Raw genomic sequence first — 17221 nt, 5'->3', positions numbered from 1 at the left:
CGAAGCATGGTGGGTTGGCCTCTGCGCTCTACCCTTCGACGGAGCTCAGGGTGACAGCCTATCTTGGCCTTTTTAGTCCCTCAGGGTTTCCCGCAGATATAGATGCCCAAAAGTGGGTTTACATAAAAACACGTTATATTGAGGTGTATTGAATTTATGTAATTGATTATCAATTAAATATAAAAATGTTAACCCAAAAAAGTGTAAACCATGTAAACCCACTTTTGGGGCTTATTGGCCAAACATACCACCCAGGTTGCCCAGCATGCTCTTGGTCATGGCGGCCATTTCGCTCTGGCTTATATTTTCGGCCTGGTCCAGCGCTTTATTGATAGCAACTACCAGTAGCTCTTCAAGTTCGTCTTTGTCGGCATCGGCCAGGAAAGCACTGTCGATATTGATGGATTGGATTACTTTGTTGGCGTTTGCGGTAACGGTGATCTTGCCACCTTCGGCCACACCGGATACGGTGATTCCGTCCAGTCGTTTTTTTACTTCACCAGCCTTTTGCTGGGCTTCCATTAATTTATCAAACATGGTATTTAAAATTAAGTGAGTAGTTGATTATGTTGATTGGGTGAGTAGTTGGTTGAGCTGATAGCGTTTTACAAAATTAACCATTCACTTATTCAACTCAATCAACCATTCTCCAAAAGTTAATCATCATTGGTATCACCGTTACCGGTGTAAGCGCTTTTGCGTACAATAGGCATGCCCGCGGCTTTAAACAGGTCGTCCAATTTTAGCAAGCTGCCATTGGCTAAATTAGTTAACAGCACAATGGTGATATCGTTTTTCATATCGCGCAGGTAAATATGCCTGAACCCGTGCCACCAGCCGGTGTGGTAAATCACCTCCTGCCCTGGCGCGGTAAAGGTACGCCAGCCGTAACCATAACTAAAGTGACCATGTACCATAGGGTTGCGCGGCACATAAGCCGAATCGAGTGTGGCCTGTTTCAATAAGCGACCGGCACGCAAAGCGCGATCAAACAAGAACAAATCGCCAACCGTGCTGTAAATGCCTTTATCGCCCACAGGGCCATCCAGGAAGTTTTGCGCCACAGAATATCGCCATTGCCCCCTGTCGTGACCGACCACATCAACCGGGATCTTATCATATACGGCTTTGGAATAAACATGGGTATGCACCATGCTGGCCGGGGCAAATACGTTTTGCTTCATGAAGTCGGCATAGCTCATGCCGCTCACCTTTTCTATAATCGCCCCCAGCACCATAAAGTTGGAGTTGTTATATAAAAAACGTTTGTTGGGTACGTTGAATGGCCTGGGTTTATAGTCGGCTATCATTTTCATGGCCTCGGCATTGGTGAGGCCCTTCTTCTGGTTCAGGTGTTGGCTGCGATATATATCATCAATAAAATATACATAGTTCATCATGCCCGAGCGGTGGGTAAGCAGCAGGCGTATAGTAACACCATCGTACGGAAAATCGGGAAAGAATTTTTTTACATCATCGTTAAGTGTGAGTTTGCCGCGCTCCATCAGCATTAAAATGGCGGTAGACGTCATGGTTTTGGTAACCGAAGCCAGTTCAAATTGAGAGCCGAGTTTCAGACTGTCACGGTGCAGATAATCGGCCCAGCCTATCGCGTTTTCGTATACTATCTTGCCCTTTTTGGCCACCAGCACGTTGCCGTTAAAACCACGGGTACGATGAAGCTCTTTCATTACCTCATCAATTTTTTTATCGGCGTTTTTGGGGTTATAGGCCAGCAGGGCGGTGGTATCTAAAGGTTTGCTGTTGGCAGGACTTAGCGTTTTATTTTTATCATTGTTTTTTGACGAACAGGATGTTAATATCAGCAGGGAGGCGGTAAGGGTTAAAAAGCTTTGGTACACTAATCTCATAAATAAATTTCTCAACTTAAACGAATGCGAAAATTAGAAATTATAACGCAGGTATGAATTAAAGTTTTTAATTTTTTCGTTTAGCTCATACTCTTTGTATGTTTAGCTATGGATTTAGGTAAAAAACTCAAACTCATTGGTTCATTTATTTTGTTTTCGATTGCTGCACATGCTCAAAATGCAGATATAAGCACCTTGGTAAAAGAGGGAATTGAGCTTAACAACGCGCATAATTACGCAGGTGCTATCGAAAAATATAAGCAGGCGCTAAGTTCTGATCCGGAAAATACCCAGGCCAATTACCAGATAGCGTTTTCATTATTTTCATCGGGTAAGGGTACGGAAGGTGTTCCGTATCTGGATAAAGTGGTTAAAACAAGTAACAATTTTACCGGACCAGCTTATGAACTCCTGGGTAGTATTTATGATGCCGCCAAACAGCCCCAACAGGCTATTGATGCCTATAAAGCCGGAATAAAAATAAAGCCGGATTATCAGCCTTTGTACTTTAACATTGGGCTGGCCTATTTCCGGGCAGCTAAATATGCCGATGCAGAGCAGGCGGCTATAGAGGCCATCAAACTTGATCCAAAACATGCCAATAGCCAGCGCTTGTATGCCCTGGTTTGTTTCCATCAAAATAAACGAGGCCCTGCCCTGCTGGCCTTATGCAATTTTTTATTGTTGGAACCCGATGGCCCGCGATCTGCCGAGGCTTATACCAATATGCAAAGTATTTTAAAAGGAGGCGCATTAAAAACTGATAGTAAAACCGGTGCTGATAATATCGTTTTAAACAAAGCCATAGCCACCGCTGCCGCTACTACCGATAACAGAAGGTACGCCTCCCCTGCCGATCTGCTTTCAGCCCAGTTAAAGACCATATTTATAGCCATTGGCCAGCTGTCTGAAAAACAAACTGCAAACGATTTCTTCCGGAATTATTACGCGGGTTTCTTTTACAAACTGGCCCAAACAGAACACATGCCCGCCTTTGCCCGATTGATGGATCTGAGCGCTAATAAAGCCGCGGATAGCCAATGGCTGCAGCAGAATGAGGATAAACGCAAGGCATTGGAAGATTGGTTAGAGACCAAGATTGGAAGGAAGTTTTAAGATAATGAATATTATAGAGTTACGAAGTTTTTAAAACTTCGTAACTCTCCGGAATTGTAAGTTGGAGTAGCATCTATCCTTGTATTAAAAAGATTACGCTTAGCCATTCCCTTGCATCATATAAAACCATAACTTTGCCCTGCTAAAATTTTAATACTACCATGAGTTTCAGAACCGAACACGATACCATGGGCGAGGTACAGGTACCTGCCGATAAATACTGGGGAGCACAAACAGAGCGTTCACGCAATAACTTTAAAATTGGTCCGGAGGCATCGATGCCCAAAGAGATCATTGACGCGTTTGCCTATCTGAAAAAAGCTGCCGCTTATACCAATACAGATCTGGGTGTATTACCCGCCGAAAAACGCGACCTGATAGCACAGGTTTGCGACGAAATATTAACCGGCGCTTTAGCCAGCGAATTTCCGCTGGTGATATGGCAAACCGGCTCGGGCACACAATCAAACATGAATGTGAACGAGGTGGTAGCCAATCGCGCGCACGTATTGCAAGGCAATAAATTGGGCGAAGGCAAAACTTTCATCCACCCAAATGATGACGTGAACAAATCACAATCATCAAATGATACTTACCCCACCGCTATGCACATCGCGGCGTACAAAATACTGATCGATGTAACCATCCCTGGTATTGAAAAACTACGCGATACATTGCAAGCTAAAGTTGAAGCGTTTAAAAATGTGGTAAAGATCGGTCGTACCCACCTGATGGATGCAACGCCTTTAACACTGGGCCAGGAGTTTTCTGGTTATGTATCACAATTAAACCACGGCTTAAAAGCATTGCGTAATACGTTGGATCACCTGTCTGAACTGGCTTTGGGTGGTACCGCTGTTGGTACCGGCATCAACACCCCTAAAGGTTATGATGTAAAAGTGGCCGAATACATTGCCGAGTTCACCAATCTGCCATTTATCACCGCCGAAAACAAATTTGAGGCCCTGGCAGCTCATGATGCCATTGTGGAAAGCCATGGCGCGTTGAAACAGATAGCGGTATCTTTAATGAAAATAGCTAACGATATCCGGATGCTGGCTTCTGGTCCGCGTTCTGGTATTGGCGAGATCCACATTCCTGATAATGAGCCGGGATCGTCCATCATGCCGGGCAAGGTTAATCCAACCCAAAATGAAGCGGTTACCATGGTGGCTGCCCAGGTAATGGGTAATGATGTCGCCATTTCCATAGGCGGATCAAACGGCCATTACGAACTGAATGTATTTAAGCCGGTTATGGCGGCCAACTTTTTACAATCGGCCCGTTTAATTGGCGATGCCTGTGTTTCCTTTAATGACCATTGCGCAGTTGGTATTGAACCCAACTACGAAGGCATCAAAAAGCACCTGGAAAACTCGCTGATGCTGGTTACTGCGCTTAACCCGCACATTGGTTATGAAAATGCCGCCAAAATTGCCAAAACAGCCTTAAAAGAAGGTACATCATTACGTGAAGCCGCCATAGGTCTGGGTTTGTTAACCAACGAGCAGTTTGACCAATGGGTACGCCCCGAAGATATGATAGGTTCATTAAAATAAGAGCCTCACCCCAAACCCCTCTCTCCCGATAGCTATCGGGAGAGAGGGGCTTTTTATTTACTGCTTTTATAGCAAAATGTTTATGTCAAAGCCCTTTAGCTTTTACTTTTTACGGTTTTCAAAAGCGCCTTTCGCCTTTTGCCTTTTACCTTTCGCCCTTTTTATAAGCTCCTGTACTATGAACCCGGATAAGCAAAAGCCCGGAGAAAAATATGTGCAGGGCGAATGGCGGCAGGACTCGGTACCGGCGCAAAAGCGTCTGGTTTCTTATTCGCTTTATGATCTTAAATTCAGTTGTGATTCATTCTTTGTAAAAATCAGCTCTTACAGCAAAGTAAACTATGGTGCCGATAGCTGCATGAGCAGTGGTCACTGGGCCGAATACATCAAAGGCACGTATACTCAACGGCAGGACACCCTGCACCTGAAAGGTGAGTTTTGTAATGCCGATGGCAGTTATAAAGACGAGAAAGGTTGTTTCCGCTCCGGCGATTATGAAGAATATTTTAAGGTGAAACAAAAAACCGACTCGCTTATCCAATTTGCCAGCACATCCAACGTTATACCCATCAACGCCCGCTTAATTAAACGAACAAGTTGCACACCAAAACCATTGTAACAATGAAAACCCAATCTTTCAAAAAGATCATCCTGCTTATTGCCGTATTTTATATTCCATTGCAAAGTATGGCCTGGGGACCTACCGGTCACCGTGTTTGCGGACAGATAGCAGATAGCTATTTAACCCCCAAAGCGCGCAAAGCCGTACAGGGAATTTTAGGCTACGAGTCGGTAGCTATCAGCAGCAACTGGGCCGATTTTATTAAATCAGACCCGGCTTACAACTACCTGTACACCTGGCATTTTATCGATCTGGATAAGGCGTATACCTATCCTGAGCTGCAGGCTTATTTAAAAGCGGATACCGCTACAGATGCCTATACCAAATTGAATTTTTTAATAGCGGAGCTAAAAAAACCAGGACTTAGCAAGACTAATAAATTTGTTTACCTGCACATGCTGATCCACATTGTAGAGGATGTACACCAGCCATTACACACCGGCCATACCGCCGACAAAGGAGCTAACGATATTAAAGTGCAATGGTTTGGTAAAGAAAGCAACCTGCATTCGGTTTGGGACAGCGGCCTGATCGATATTCAGCAACTGAGCTATACCGAGTATGCTACTATGATCAATCATACTACTGCAGCAGAACGGGCCAAGTTTCAAAACGCCCCGATAAGCGAATGGTTGTTTGAAAGCAATCAGCTTGCCGAAAAACTGTATGCCGATACTAAATCCGGAGATAGCCTGAGCTATAAATACAACTTTAAATATATCGATATCCTGAACCACCAGATGCTGAAAGCAGGCGTACGTTTGGCCGGTGTATTGAATAAGATATTTGGATAGTTGGTGAGTAGTTGATTAAGTGAGTGAAGAATGGTTAGAAGGGACTTTCAAAACCACTCACTTAATCAACACAATCAACCACTCACTTTCACTATATGAAAATACTAATGGTTTGCCTGGGCAATATATGCCGCTCGCCGCTGGCTGAAGGGATTATGCAGCACCTCAGCGATGAGCAGGGTTTAAACTGGGAGGTCGATTCGGCCGGTACAGGTAGCTGGCATGTGGGCGAAGGCCCCGACAAGCGTTCTGTTCGTGCGGCGCGTAACCATGGTGTGGATATTAGTAAGCAGGTCTGTCGCCAGTTTAAAGCAAAAGATTTTGAGCGTTTCGATCATATTTTTGTGATGGATAAAAACAACCTGAACGATGTGCTGAACCTTGCCCGCAATGATGATGAAGCCCGAAAGGTAAAGTTGTTGCTGGGCGATAAAATAGTGCCCGATCCTTATTATGACGATGCCCAGTTTGAACCCGTTTTTGAACTGATTGAAGGCGGCTGTAAGGATATTATTAAGGAGTTGAGAGAAACGAAATAAAATAAATACACACGTCATTGCGAGCGCAGCGTGGCAATCCCCGATAAGCAGAGTCGTCTTGTAAGTAGGGGATTGCCACGTCGTTCCTCCTCGCAATGACGTTATAGTGAAAAAAGAGAGGCTAAAAAGTACTCCGGCTCACCTTAAAAAATGGAAGATCATCCCCATGCCAAAAAGCACGACCGTGCGGCTGAAAGCCAGCTTTAAATAAAACCTTTTGCGATGCCTTGTTTTCGGGGTGTGTAACGGCGCAGATCTCTTTAAGTCCGATTTCATTTAAACCGTACGATACTATTGCCTGGGCAAGCTCAGTAGCAATGCCAGAGCCCCAATATTTAAGGTGCAGGCGGTAACCCAGTTCAATGCTGTTGCGGTCAAATTCGCTGTAGTCCAATATGCAAACACCAACAAAATCATTATCCGCAAGGTTAAAGATACCCCACCGCCCCATGCCTGTTTTCTTCTGATAATCCCGTAACGTATCCTTAAAAACTTTTTTGCTTTCCTGCTCGGTGCGTTTCTTTACGTAGCGGGTTAAGCGCGCGTCGGCATCAAGGTCAAGTAAAAGGCGTTCGTCTTCAGGCGTAAGTTCACGGATCAGCAAGCGCGCTGTTTGGGCAATAATGTTCATGGTTCTCAAAAATATATTTTTCAGCAAATGCTTGAGTAAAAAGAGTGTCATTTAAGTTAATACGGGGTTTGAAGATGGCGAGTTACAGGCGGGCTATTAACTCTTTGTCATCCTGAACGGAGCGAAGGATCTATTCGCCTATTGCCACCATGCGCATAATAGATGCTTCGCTATGCTCAGCATGACAAAAAACAAACCTATAATTTGCTTTTTTGTACATTTGCCGCATGGCATCCATCAAACCATCTGTACCCAAAGGCACCCGCGATTTTTCACCAACCGAAATGGTGAAACGTAACTATATTTTTGATACCATTAAAAGTGTGTTCCGTAAATACGGCTATCAGCAGATTGAAACACCGACAATGGAGAATTCATCAACCTTATTGGGTAAATATGGTGAAGAGGGTGATAAACTCATATTCAAGATCCTGAATAGTGGCGATTACCTGGCCAAGGTAAACCCAGAGAAATTAACATCGCTTAATTCAAACGCGGTAGCTTCTGATATTTCCGAAAAAGCGCTTCGCTATGACCTTACTGTACCCTTCGCACGTTATGTAGTACAGCACCAGAACGAGATCACTTTCCCGTTCAAGCGTTTCCAGGTGCAGCCAGTTTGGCGCGCCGACAGACCGCAGCGTGGCCGTTACCGGGAATTTTATCAGTGCGATGCGGATGTGGTTGGCTCCGATTCTTTACTGAACGAAGCCGAGTTTGTGATGATCTACGATGAGGCTTTGAGCAAGTTGGGTTTGCAAGATTTCAGCATTAAAATTAATAATAGAAAAATTCTATCTGGAATTGCGCAAATTATAGATAAAGCTGATAATATCATTGATTTAACTGTAGCTATAGATAAACTGGATAAAATCGGGCTGGACGGAGTGATCAAAGAATTACTGGAACGCGGCTTTACCGAGGCTGATATCGACAAAATAAAACCGGTTATTTTACTGGAAGGCTCCAATACCGAAAAGCTGCAAAGTCTGCGCCAGGCACTGGCTTCATCAGAAGTTGGATTGAAAGGTTGTGACGAAATTGAAACGGTTTTTGGCTATATCGAAAAGTGCCCATTGCAAACCGCAAAGCTGGAATTAGACATTACCCTGGCCCGCGGACTCAACTATTATACCGGCGCTATATTCGAAGTAAAAACCAACGAAGTAGCCATGGGTAGTATCGGTGGTGGTGGCCGTTATGATGACCTTACGGGTATGTTCGGTCTTAAAGGACTCACTGGTGTAGGTATATCTTTTGGTGCCGACCGTATATATGATGTGCTGGAAGAATTGAATTTATTCCCGGCCGCGGCTAACCAAAGCACCCGGGTATTGATCTGTAATTTTGATAAAGAAGGCGAATTATATGGCCTGCCCCTGCTGCAACAATTGCGTCGTCAAAACATCAATGCCGAGCTTTATCCGGCCGGTGCCAAGATTAAAAAGCAAATGGAGTATGCCAATAATAAAAATATTCCCTACACAGTAGTGATCGGCAGTGAAGAGATACAAAGCGGCTTGCTTGCTTTTAAAAACATGGAAACTGGTGAGCAGGAGAAATTGAGCGCTGAGGATATTGTGAAGCGATTTGTCTGAATCAGAATTGACAGAATTTAAGAATTTTCAGAATAAGGAAAAATATCCCATTTGCCAGACTTACGAAGTTTTTAAAACTTCGTAAGTATTTGATATGTCAGCACTGAATTATAATAATCTTGTCATGCTGAACGCAGTGAAGCATCTGCTCACCGAAGGGCATGTTCGACAATAGATTCTTCGTACCTCAGAATGACAATGGATATTATACAAAAAAGGCCATCAATTTTTAAAAGTGATGGCCTTTTTATATTTTTCAAAAGTTCCCCCTTAGGGGGTTAGGGGGCTTGAGCTATTATTTCGGCCCATAAGTAACTACCGGGATAATCATTTCTTCCAACGAAATCCCTCCGTGCTGGAAAGTTTCATTATAAAAGTTCACAAAGTGGTTGTAGTTATTCGGATATACAAAATAGCTGTCTTCCTTGGCAAACACAAAGCTTGAGCTCAGGTGCAGTTTAGGCAGCATGGCGTCATGCGGGTTGCGGATGTGGAATACCTCTTTGGCGTTGTAATTAAGGTTTTTGCCTTGTTTATAGCGCAGGTTGGTATTCGTATTACGATCACCTACAATTTTGCTTGGATTTTTAACACGGATGGTACCATGATCGGTAGTGATGATCACGCGTACCTGTTTCTGAGCCAAAAATTTCAGTAGGTCAAACAGCGGCGAGTGTTCAAACCAGGATAATGTCAAGGAGCGGTATGCAGCATCATCACTCGCCAGCTCACGGATCATCTGCATGTCGGTACGGGCATGTGAAAGCATATCCACAAAGTTGTATACCACCACGTTCAGCTCGTTGTTCATCAGGTTACTCACCGATTCGTTCAGCGCACGACCTTCATCAATATTTAATATTTTATGGTAAGAGTATTTGCACTCTTTGCGTAGTACACGTTTCAAATGGTCGGCAATAAATTCCGACTCATATAAATTCTTACCGCCTTCGTCTTCGTCGTTTTGCCACATGGTAGGGTAGCGTTTTTCCATTTCCAAAGGCATCAGGCCCGAAAATATGGAGTTACGGGCGTATTGCGTAGCGGTAGGCAGAATACTGTAATAAGTATCCTCCTCTTCCATCCTGAAGTATTCAGATATAATAGGGTTGATCACCTTAAACTGATCATACCTAAGGTTATCTATCAGGATAAAGAACAGCGGGCCATTGCCATCCAGTTTAGGGAAGACTTTCTTTTTAAACAGCTGCGGTGAACTGGTTGGAGCAAACTCCGGATTTTTGATCCAGTTTAAATAATTGCGCTCCACAAACTTGCAGAATTGTACGTTGGCTTCGGCTTTTTGCAGGGTAAGTATCTCGTGCATTCCGGCATCTTCCAGTTTTTCCAGTTCCAGCTCCCAGTATATCAGTTTCTTATAAACGTCGACCCATTCCTGGTGGCTCAGGTTGTCGTTAAGCGTCATGCCCAGCGTGCGGAAATCCATCTGGTAAGCCATGGTTGTTTTTTCGGTAACCAGGCGTTTGTTTTCGGTCAGCTTTTTTATCGTGAGCAAAATTTGCTTGGGATGCACCGGTTTAATGAGGTAATCATCAATCTTGGAACCAATGGCATCTTCCATCAGGTATTCTTCCTCGTTCTTGGTGATCAGTACAATAGGTACGTCATTGTTCAGATTTTTGATTTGCTGCAGGGTTTCCAGACCGGTTAAGCCCGGCATATTCTCATCCAGAAAAACCAGGTCGAAATAATGCTGCTTAAAAGCGTCAACGGCGTCGTTGCCGTTGGTTACGGTAGTTACTTTGTATCCCTTTTCGTTAAGGAAAAGTATATGTGGTTTTAAAAGGTCAATTTCGTCATCGGCCCATAAAATGGTGGTGTCTTGCATAGTAGTATCTGTAGATTAAAAAAAGCTGTCTGAATCAGAATTAACTCTGTTGAGGGCTACGCCGTTTACAGGATTTGCTGAATTAAGCAGTTAAGTTAATGATACTTTTATTCTGTTAATTCATTAATTCTGAAAATTCTGATTCAGACAATAAACCTCAAAGGGAGTAATTTGTTGTTGATAAGTAAAGGTATTAACAAAAATTAACAAACATCATGCGCTTATTTTACCTTTGTTTTACATTTTTGCATCGTAAAGAACCAAGTTGAATAAAAAGAAAATTATAAACGATCCTGTTTATGGCTTTATCAGCATCCCTACCGAGCTGGTATTTGACCTCATCGAACACCCCTATTTTCAGCGGTTAAGATATATCAAACAGTTAGGTATGACCCACCTGGTATACCCGGGCGCGCTGCATACCCGTTTCCATCATGCCCTGGGCGCCATGCATCTAATGGCTATGGCCATTGAAACCCTGCGTAACAAAGGGCACCAGATTAGTCATGATGAAGAAGAAGCCTTAACCATAGCCATATTGCTGCACGATATTGGTCATGGTCCTTTCTCGCACGCGTTGGAGCGTACCATTATAGCGGGCGTAGCGCATGAAGATATATCGGCCATGCTGATGAACAAACTAAACGAGCAGTTTGGCGGCGGTTTAACTATGGCTATTGATATATTTAACGATACTTATCCACGCCGGTTTTTGCACCAACTGGTATCGAGTCAGCTGGATATGGACAGGCTGGATTACCTGAATCGTGATAGCTTTTTTACCGGTGTATCCGAAGGGGTGATCAGCTCAGATCGTATCATCAAAATGCTGAACGTGAAGGATGATCATGTAGTGGTGGAAGCCAAAGGCATTTACTCTATCGAAAAATTTTTGATAGCCCGCCGGTTAATGTATTGGCAGGTTTATCTGCATAAAACGGTAATTGCCGGTGAAGAGTTGCTGGTTAAAGTATTCAAGCGCGGGCGTGAGTTGATATTACAGGGTGAAGACCTGTTTGCCACCCCGGCGCTGAAGCATTTTATCCAGGGTAATATTAGCCGCGAGGCTTTTAAGCAAGAGGATCATCACCTGGATATTTTCGCGAGTTTGGACGATGCCGATATCATGTCGGCAGTAAAGGTTTGGGCAAACCATCCGGATTTTTTGTTGTCGACCCTGGCCAAAAACCTGGTGCAGCGAAATCTTTATCATGTGGATATCACCAATGAAGAGCCGGATGCCGCGTTTGTTGAGCAGCTGACCAAAAAGGCGATGGAAAAATATGGTATCAGCGAGCAGGAAGCTTCCTATTTTGTTTTTACCACATCCATACGTAACAATGCTTATACGGCCGGCGATGGCAATATAGGGATACTGATGAAAAGCGGAGAGGTATATGATATAACCAAGGCCAGCGATAACTCCAACCTGGAAGCGCTGATCAAAACGGTCAAAAAACATATTACCTGTTATAGTAAAGATTTATTGTAGGGGTAAATGACGGGCAAGGTGTCATACATTTTGAGTGATGGGTTTTGTAAATAATTTGCCTGAAAATGAAGATTTTATTAAGAGGAGCCTTCAAAATGGGCAACTCGCAGGTAACAACTAATTAATAATTTGCTGCTTTAATTTTAACATTTAAATTTGTCGATGCAATTTACTGCTCAGGAAATAAGTTTATTGCTCAACGGGACTGTTGAGGGTGATGCTTTTGTGAAAGTGGATAAGCTGGCTAAAATAGAAGAAGGTGAGGCTGGGAGCCTTACATTTTTGGCCAACCCCAAGTACGAACAGTTTCTATATACCACCAACGCTTCAGTGGTTATCATCAATCAGGATCTGCAGCTTACAGCACCAGTAAAAGGCACCCTGATACGCGTTGAAAATGCTTACAGCGCGTTCACCGTTTTGCTCGAACAATACAATACCCTAAAACTAAACAAAAAAGGCATCGAAGAGCCTTGCTTTATACACCCAACCGCGCAAGTTGGTGCCGATCCTTACATTGGTGCTTTCGCTTATATTGGTACCAATGTGAAGATTGGTGATCATTGCAAAATATATCCTAATGTTAACATTGGCGATAATGTTACTATAGGCAATAATGTTACCTTGTTTTCGGGAGCTACCATTTATTTTGATTGTGTGATAGGCAATAACGTCATCATTCATTCAGGAGCCGTAATTGGCAGCGATGGATTTGGTTTTGCACCCAATCCCGACGGTACTTACACAAAAATTGCGCAGATTGGTAATGTGGTTATCGGTGATGATGTGGAGGTTGGCGCCAACACGGCTATTGACAGGGCCACTATGGGTTCAACAGTTATAGGCAAAGGTGTAAAGATAGATAACCTGGTGCAGATAGCACACAATGTTGAGGTTAGCGAGCATACGGTTATTGCAGGTCAGGCGGGTATATCAGGAAGTACCAAGATAGGCAAAAACGCTGTTATAGGCGGCCAGGTAGGCATTTCAGGGCATATAAATATAGCCAATGGCACGCAGTTATCTGCACAAAGTGGTATAAACAGTTCCATTACCGAAGAAGGTAAGGTTTGGGGAGGTACGCCTTATATGTCTTATAAAGATTATCTTCGCGCGCATTCCAAACTAAGGAAACTGCCCGAGCTGGATCGCAAGGTATACGAACTTGAAAAATTAATTGAAGAACTGAGAAAGAAAGGTCATTAGTTCACTGGTTCATTAGTTCATTGGGTTTTGCCGGTGAGTTAATGAACTATTTACCAATGAACAATTGAACTAATGAACCAATGAACATTACAAAATGAATGTAAAACAAAGAACTATTAAAGCGCCGGTATCGGTTTCGGGTACAGGCTTACACACTGGTCAGCGTGTAACCATGACCTTTAACCCGGCGGCAGAAAACCATGGCTATAAATTCAGAAGAATTGATATGCCAGGTGCGCCGATCATTGATGCCGATGTTGATAATGTGACCGATACTTCGCGTGGTACCACCATTTCACAAAACGGGGCCACCGTAAACACGGTTGAACACGTGCTGGCAGCTTTAGTGGGTATGGAGATAGACAATGTGCTGATAGATATGGATGGCCCCGAAACACCCATTATGGATGGCAGCTCTATCCAGTTTGTTGACGTGATCATGGAAACCGGTCTGGTTGAACAGGAGGCCGATCGCGAATACTATCATATACCCTACAATATTCATTACTCCGAAGCCGACCGTAAAGTGGAGATGGTGGCTATGCCGCTTGATGATTATCGCTTTACCTGTATGGTTGACTATAACTCGCAGGTACTGGGTAGCCAGCATGCCAGCATATCAACCATTGCCGAATTTAAAAAAGAAATTGCCTCTTGCCGTACGTTTTGCTTTCTGCATGAGCTGGAAATGCTGTTAAAGCACGATCTGATTAAAGGCGGGGATCTGAACAACGCCATCGTAGTGGTGGATAAAGAGGTTGATGAAGAGGAGCTGAGCCACCTGGCCAAACTTTTTAACCGTAAAGACATTAAAGTAGCGCCACAGGGCATTTTAAATAATATCGAACTTCGCCATCAGAATGAGCCCGCAAGGCACAAACTGCTGGATATGATAGGCGATCTGGCCCTGGTAGGTGTTCCACTAAAAGGGCATATCATGGCTGCCAGGCCTGGGCACGCGGCCAACGTTGCTTTTGCCAAAAAGATAAAAGCGCTGATCAAAAAAGAGAAGAGCCGTAAACACGTAAAAGTGTATGATCCTAATATGACGCCGGTATATGATACCGTTCAGATCATGAAAATATTGCCCCACAGGCAGCCAATGCTCATGGTTGATAAAATATTGGAGCTATCAAAAAGCCATGTGGTAGGATTAAAGAATGTAACCATGAACGAGGATCTGTTTATGGGGCACTTCCCTGGTTCGCCGCTTTTCCCAGGCGTATTGCAAATAGAGGCTATGGCGCAAACCGGGGGCATACTGGTATTGAATACCGTGCCTGATCCTGAAAATTATATTACCCTTTTCCTGAAAATAGAGAACGCCCGCTTTAAAGACAAAGTTGTACCCGGCGATACCATTATCTTCCATTGCAGCCTGGTAGCTCCTATCAGACGCGGGATTGCCCAAATGAAAGGTATTGGAATGGTTGGCTCACGTATTGTGGTAGAAGCCGAACTGATGGCCCAAATTGTAAAAGTTAATAAATCTAACGAAGCATGATCCAACCCTTAGCATACATACACCCGCAGGCCAAAATAGCCGACAACGTGGTGATAGAGCCTTTTGTAACCATCCACAAGGATGTTGAAATTGGCGAAGGTACCTGGATCGGCTCCAACTCCGTAATTATGGATGGTGCCCGCATCGGTAAAAACTGCCGTATATTTCCTGGCGCGGTAGTATCTGCCCCACCGCAGGATCTGAAATATAAGGGTGAACAAAGCACCGTATCCATAGGCGATAACACCACCATACGCGAGTGTGTTACCCTTAATCGCGGTACCGCGCTGGATAAAAATACCACCACCATTGGCAGCAATTGCCTGCTGATGGCTTATGTGCACGTAGCACACGATTGCGTTATCGGCGATAATGTGATCATTGCCAACTCGGTACAATTAGCCGGGCACATCAATATTTATGATTACGCTTTTGTGGGCGGTTCATCTGCTGTACATCAGTTTGTTGAGATCGGTGCGCATAGCATGATATCAGGCGGATCATTGGTACGTAAAGATGTTCCTCCCTTTACCAAGGCGGGGCGTGAGCCTTTATCGTACGTGGGTATCAATTCTGTTGGTCTGCGCCGCCGGGGTTTTTCGGCAGCAACCATTAATGAGATCCAGGAGATCTACAGGATCATATTCCTGAAAAAATATAATGTGAGCAAGGCCCTTGATATTATCGAGGCTGAGTTTACCCCAAGCATCGAACGCGACGAGATCATTAACTTTTTGCAAAACTCGCAAAGAGGTATCATGAAGGGCTTCGGGAATACCTGATAGTTCATGGGGTATAGTTGATGGTTCATAGTAAAAAGAATTGCATTGAGTTATGAATCAGGAGATTTCCATAAACTATGAACTATCAACCATAGGCCTTCCATGATCTATGAACCATTATCTATAAGCTAAAATGAACATCACCCTTCAAAACATCGGCCGTAGATTTAACCGCGACTGGATTTTCAGAGGGGTTGATTATACTTTTAACAGCGGCGGGGCTTACGCTATATTAGGCCCAAATGGCTCGGGCAAATCTACACTGCTGCAGGTTTTAAATGCCAGTCTGAGCCCATCGACCGGAACTATCGACTATACTTTTCAGAATAAACCAGTTCACCCAACAGAGGTGTTTACCCATCTAAGTCTTGCCGCGCCCTACCTGGAGCTGATCGAAGAGTTTACGCTCACAGAAATGGTTGATTTTCATTTTAAGTTTAAACAGTACAAACCGGGTATCGATAAAAAAGAACTGATAGGACTACTGAGTTTGGCTAAAAGCGAAAACAAGCTGATCAGGTATTTTTCGTCGGGGATGAAACAGCGTTTGAAGCTGATACTGGCCTTTTGTGCCGATACGCCTATCCTGATGCTGGATGAACCCACCTCCAACCTGGATACCCAGGGCGTCGACTGGTACCTGGGTCTGGTAGAGCAGTTTGCACACAACCGGCTCACCATTATCTGCTCTAACCAGGAACACGAGTACAGTTTTTGTAAAGAGCGCCTGAGTATTTCGGATTATAAGGGTTAGTGAGTAGTTGATTGAGTTAAATTCAGTAAAACATGGTAACTCAATCTAACTCCATTGTCCTAATCTAACTTAATCAACCAAATCAACTACTTAACCAAATCAACCACTCACTTAATCAACCACTTGTATCTTTGCCGATAAGTAGCTAAGTTTGCGGCCTCAATATTTTTTTATGGCTAAAGCATCAGATGTTAAAAATGGAAATGTGCTTCGCTTTAACGGCGAATTAGTGCAGGTTGAAGAGTTTTTACACCGTACACCAGGTAACTTACGTGCATTTTATCAGGCCCGTATGCGTAACGTAAAATCGGGTAAATTGGTTGAATACCGTTTCCGTACCGATGAAGAGGTAGATATTGCCCGGGTTGAAACAAACGATTATCAATATTTATATGACGAGGGCGATTCATTGGTAGTAATGGATAACACTACTTATGATCAGCACAGCGTACCAAAAGCATTATTTGGCCCTGCGGTTAAGTTTTTAAAGGAAGGCATGAACGTGATTGTAGCTTTTGAAAGCGAAGAACCGATCATGGGTTCTATCCCGGGCTCGGCCGAACTGGAAATTACCTACACCGAACCGGCGGTTAAAGGCGATACTTCAAGCGGCGCCCTTAAAAACGCTACCGTTGAAACTGGTGCCGAGATCCGTGTTCCCCTGTTTATCAACATTGGCGACAAAGTAAAGGTAGATACCGCTACAGGCGCCTATGTTGAGCGTGTGAAAGCGTAAAGCAGAGCCCCTTAGCGCCCCCTGAAGGGGGAACTTTTGAATTGCATATTACATTTCAGTATAAAAAGGAAAGAGGCGCCATTTGGCGCCTCTTTCCTTTTTATACTTTTCCATCTCCGCGCGTCATTGCGAGCGCAGCGTGGCAATCCCCGATTTACAGAGCAGCCC

At 44.0% G+C, this 17221-nt stretch carries 16 protein-coding genes; 12 read left to right on the top strand and 4 right to left on the bottom strand.

What is annotated here, in order from left to right:
- Window positions 1–231: 231 nt before the first annotated feature.
- Window positions 232–537, bottom strand: a complete 306-nt coding sequence (locus ACTJKG_RS02590; protein WP_172334412.1) for a YbaB/EbfC family nucleoid-associated protein — start codon at window positions 535–537, stop codon at window positions 232–234.
- Window positions 538–656: 119 nt separating this feature from the next.
- On the bottom strand, window positions 657–1871 hold the full coding sequence (locus ACTJKG_RS02585) for a serine hydrolase domain-containing protein (protein WP_172334413.1): 1215 nt from the start codon (window positions 1869–1871) through the stop codon (window positions 657–659).
- Between the two features lie 108 nt (window positions 1872–1979).
- Between ACTJKG_RS02585 and ACTJKG_RS02580 the strand changes: the two genes are divergently transcribed.
- From ACTJKG_RS02580 to ACTJKG_RS02560, 5 genes are all read left to right on the top strand, one after another.
- The gene (locus ACTJKG_RS02580; protein ID WP_172334414.1) at window positions 1980–2987 is read left to right on the top strand and encodes a tetratricopeptide repeat protein; all 1008 of its coding nucleotides are present in this window, start codon (window positions 1980–1982) and stop codon (window positions 2985–2987) included.
- A 161-nt stretch (window positions 2988–3148) separates the two neighbouring features.
- Window positions 3149–4546 (top strand): class II fumarate hydratase, encoded by a 1398-nt coding sequence (gene fumC / locus ACTJKG_RS02575; protein WP_440738269.1) that lies wholly within the window; start codon window positions 3149–3151, stop codon window positions 4544–4546.
- Between the two features lie 178 nt (window positions 4547–4724).
- Window positions 4725–5165, top strand: coding sequence for a fumarate hydratase (locus ACTJKG_RS02570; protein WP_172334416.1), 441 nt, complete (start codon window positions 4725–4727; stop codon window positions 5163–5165).
- Between the two features lie 2 nt (window positions 5166–5167).
- Window positions 5168–5962 (top strand): S1/P1 nuclease, encoded by a 795-nt coding sequence (locus tag ACTJKG_RS02565; protein ID WP_172334417.1) that lies wholly within the window; start codon window positions 5168–5170, stop codon window positions 5960–5962.
- A gap of 95 nt (window positions 5963–6057) precedes the next feature.
- A complete protein-coding gene (locus ACTJKG_RS02560) occupies window positions 6058–6501 on the top strand; it encodes a low molecular weight protein-tyrosine-phosphatase (RefSeq protein WP_172334418.1) in 444 nt (147 codons plus the stop codon).
- A gap of 121 nt (window positions 6502–6622) precedes the next feature.
- Here the strand turns inward: ACTJKG_RS02560 and ACTJKG_RS02555 are convergent, their stop codons facing one another.
- Window positions 6623–7183, bottom strand: a complete 561-nt coding sequence (locus tag ACTJKG_RS02555) for a GNAT family N-acetyltransferase (RefSeq protein ID WP_440738268.1) — start codon at window positions 7181–7183, stop codon at window positions 6623–6625.
- Window positions 7184–7359: 176 nt separating this feature from the next.
- Between ACTJKG_RS02555 and hisS the strand changes: the two genes are divergently transcribed.
- Complete coding sequence (gene hisS / locus ACTJKG_RS02550; protein ID WP_172334420.1) at window positions 7360–8730, top strand: histidine--tRNA ligase; 1371 nt, start codon at window positions 7360–7362, stop codon at window positions 8728–8730.
- 295 nt (window positions 8731–9025) lie between these two features.
- On the opposite strand, the gene ACTJKG_RS02545 is transcribed toward hisS, so the two are convergent.
- Complete coding sequence (locus ACTJKG_RS02545) at window positions 9026–10579, bottom strand: bifunctional response regulator/alkaline phosphatase family protein (RefSeq protein WP_172334421.1); 1554 nt, start codon at window positions 10577–10579, stop codon at window positions 9026–9028.
- Window positions 10580–10844: 265 nt separating this feature from the next.
- On the opposite strand from ACTJKG_RS02545, the gene ACTJKG_RS02540 reads away from it, so the two are divergent.
- The 6 genes from ACTJKG_RS02540 to efp all read left to right on the top strand — a co-directional run bounded on the left by ACTJKG_RS02540 (window position 10845) and on the right by efp (window position 17053).
- Entirely contained in the window at window positions 10845–12071 is a 1227-nt protein-coding gene (locus ACTJKG_RS02540; RefSeq protein WP_440738267.1) for an HD domain-containing protein, read from the top strand.
- 162 nt (window positions 12072–12233) lie between these two features.
- Window positions 12234–13277, top strand: coding sequence for a UDP-3-O-(3-hydroxymyristoyl)glucosamine N-acyltransferase (gene lpxD, locus ACTJKG_RS02535; RefSeq protein WP_440738266.1), 1044 nt, complete (start codon window positions 12234–12236; stop codon window positions 13275–13277).
- A gap of 94 nt (window positions 13278–13371) precedes the next feature.
- Window positions 13372–14781, top strand: coding sequence for a bifunctional UDP-3-O-[3-hydroxymyristoyl] N-acetylglucosamine deacetylase/3-hydroxyacyl-ACP dehydratase (locus tag ACTJKG_RS02530; protein WP_172334424.1), 1410 nt, complete (start codon window positions 13372–13374; stop codon window positions 14779–14781).
- On the top strand, window positions 14778–15563 hold the full coding sequence (gene lpxA, locus ACTJKG_RS02525; RefSeq protein WP_076371333.1) for an acyl-ACP--UDP-N-acetylglucosamine O-acyltransferase: 786 nt from the start codon (window positions 14778–14780) through the stop codon (window positions 15561–15563). Before ACTJKG_RS02530 ends, lpxA begins: the two co-directional genes overlap by 4 nt.
- 133 nt (window positions 15564–15696) lie before the next feature.
- Window positions 15697–16317 (top strand): ABC transporter ATP-binding protein, encoded by a 621-nt coding sequence (locus ACTJKG_RS02520; RefSeq protein WP_440738265.1) that lies wholly within the window; start codon window positions 15697–15699, stop codon window positions 16315–16317.
- 172 nt (window positions 16318–16489) lie between these two features.
- Window positions 16490–17053 carry an elongation factor P gene (efp, locus tag ACTJKG_RS02515; protein ID WP_172334426.1) on the top strand — a complete coding sequence of 188 codons (564 nt, stop codon included), beginning with the start codon at window positions 16490–16492 and terminating at the stop codon, window positions 17051–17053.
- Window positions 17054–17221 lie beyond the last annotated feature (168 nt).

This window comes from Mucilaginibacter sp. 22184 (genome assembly GCF_052045695.1).
Classification (GTDB): domain Bacteria; phylum Bacteroidota; class Bacteroidia; order Sphingobacteriales; family Sphingobacteriaceae; genus Mucilaginibacter.
Note: the sequence above shows the minus strand (reverse complement) of the source record. Positions and strands in the feature narration are given on the sequence as shown.

Coding starts and splice junctions, on each gene's coding strand:
- ACTJKG_RS02555 (WP_440738268.1), bottom strand. CDS start 7,183: ATGACACTCTTTTTACTCAAGCATTTGCTGAAAAATATATTTTTGAGA.
- ACTJKG_RS02590 (WP_172334412.1), bottom strand. CDS start 537: ATGTTTGATAAATTAATGGAAGCCCAGCAAAAGGCTGGTGAAGTAAAA.
- ACTJKG_RS02580 (WP_172334414.1), top strand. CDS start 1,980: ATGGATTTAGGTAAAAAACTCAAACTCATTGGTTCATTTATTTTGTTT.
- ACTJKG_RS02520 (WP_440738265.1), top strand. CDS start 15,697: ATGAACATCACCCTTCAAAACATCGGCCGTAGATTTAACCGCGACTGG.
- efp (WP_172334426.1), top strand. CDS start 16,490: ATGGCTAAAGCATCAGATGTTAAAAATGGAAATGTGCTTCGCTTTAAC.
- lpxA (WP_076371333.1), top strand. CDS start 14,778: ATGATCCAACCCTTAGCATACATACACCCGCAGGCCAAAATAGCCGAC.
- ACTJKG_RS02585 (WP_172334413.1), bottom strand. CDS start 1,871: ATGAGATTAGTGTACCAAAGCTTTTTAACCCTTACCGCCTCCCTGCTG.
- ACTJKG_RS02560 (WP_172334418.1), top strand. CDS start 6,058: ATGAAAATACTAATGGTTTGCCTGGGCAATATATGCCGCTCGCCGCTG.
- ACTJKG_RS02545 (WP_172334421.1), bottom strand. CDS start 10,579: ATGCAAGACACCACCATTTTATGGGCCGATGACGAAATTGACCTTTTA.
- ACTJKG_RS02570 (WP_172334416.1), top strand. CDS start 4,725: ATGAACCCGGATAAGCAAAAGCCCGGAGAAAAATATGTGCAGGGCGAA.
- lpxD (WP_440738266.1), top strand. CDS start 12,234: ATGCAATTTACTGCTCAGGAAATAAGTTTATTGCTCAACGGGACTGTT.
- ACTJKG_RS02530 (WP_172334424.1), top strand. CDS start 13,372: ATGAATGTAAAACAAAGAACTATTAAAGCGCCGGTATCGGTTTCGGGT.
- fumC (WP_440738269.1), top strand. CDS start 3,149: ATGAGTTTCAGAACCGAACACGATACCATGGGCGAGGTACAGGTACCT.
- hisS (WP_172334420.1), top strand. CDS start 7,360: ATGGCATCCATCAAACCATCTGTACCCAAAGGCACCCGCGATTTTTCA.
- ACTJKG_RS02565 (WP_172334417.1), top strand. CDS start 5,168: ATGAAAACCCAATCTTTCAAAAAGATCATCCTGCTTATTGCCGTATTT.